1 protein-coding gene is annotated in these 326 nt (G+C 43.9%); it reads left to right on the top strand.

The window, feature by feature from the left end; translation table 11 throughout:
- Positions 1 to 171: 171 nt before the first annotated feature.
- Positions 172 to 326 (top strand): TfoX/Sxy family protein (locus SB765_RS28660; protein ID WP_410932362.1); only part of this gene is annotated, 155 nt, incomplete at its 3' end.

Below are 326 nucleotides of genomic sequence, written 5' to 3'. Positions count from 1 at the left end.
CTGTCATCCTGGATAAAGATCAACCCAAATTTCTGAAAACGCCTCGCAAAATCGCGACAAGATTAGTTGAAACGCTATTTATTCATTGAACCCGTTGACGCTTTTTTTTATCTTCTAATTACCTGATACCCAAGGTAATTTACGATATATTTCTTACATGGAGGTGGTGCAATGAAAAAGGTGAATCCGGTTGTAGAGCGCTCCAGAGCGCGCCTGGCCCCATTAGGAACAATAGAGTCGCGCACCCAGTTCGGAGGCTATGCCCTGGCTGTAGAAAGTGTGGTTTTTGCCTTAATTAATAAAGACGAACTCTATCTGCGTGCCAG

Origin of the sequence: Pseudomonas sp. SIMBA_067 (genome assembly GCF_046534675.1) — a bacterium.
Lineage (GTDB): Bacteria > Pseudomonadota > Gammaproteobacteria > Pseudomonadales > Pseudomonadaceae > Aquipseudomonas > Aquipseudomonas putida.
This window is presented reverse-complemented; position numbering and strand designations above follow the sequence as displayed.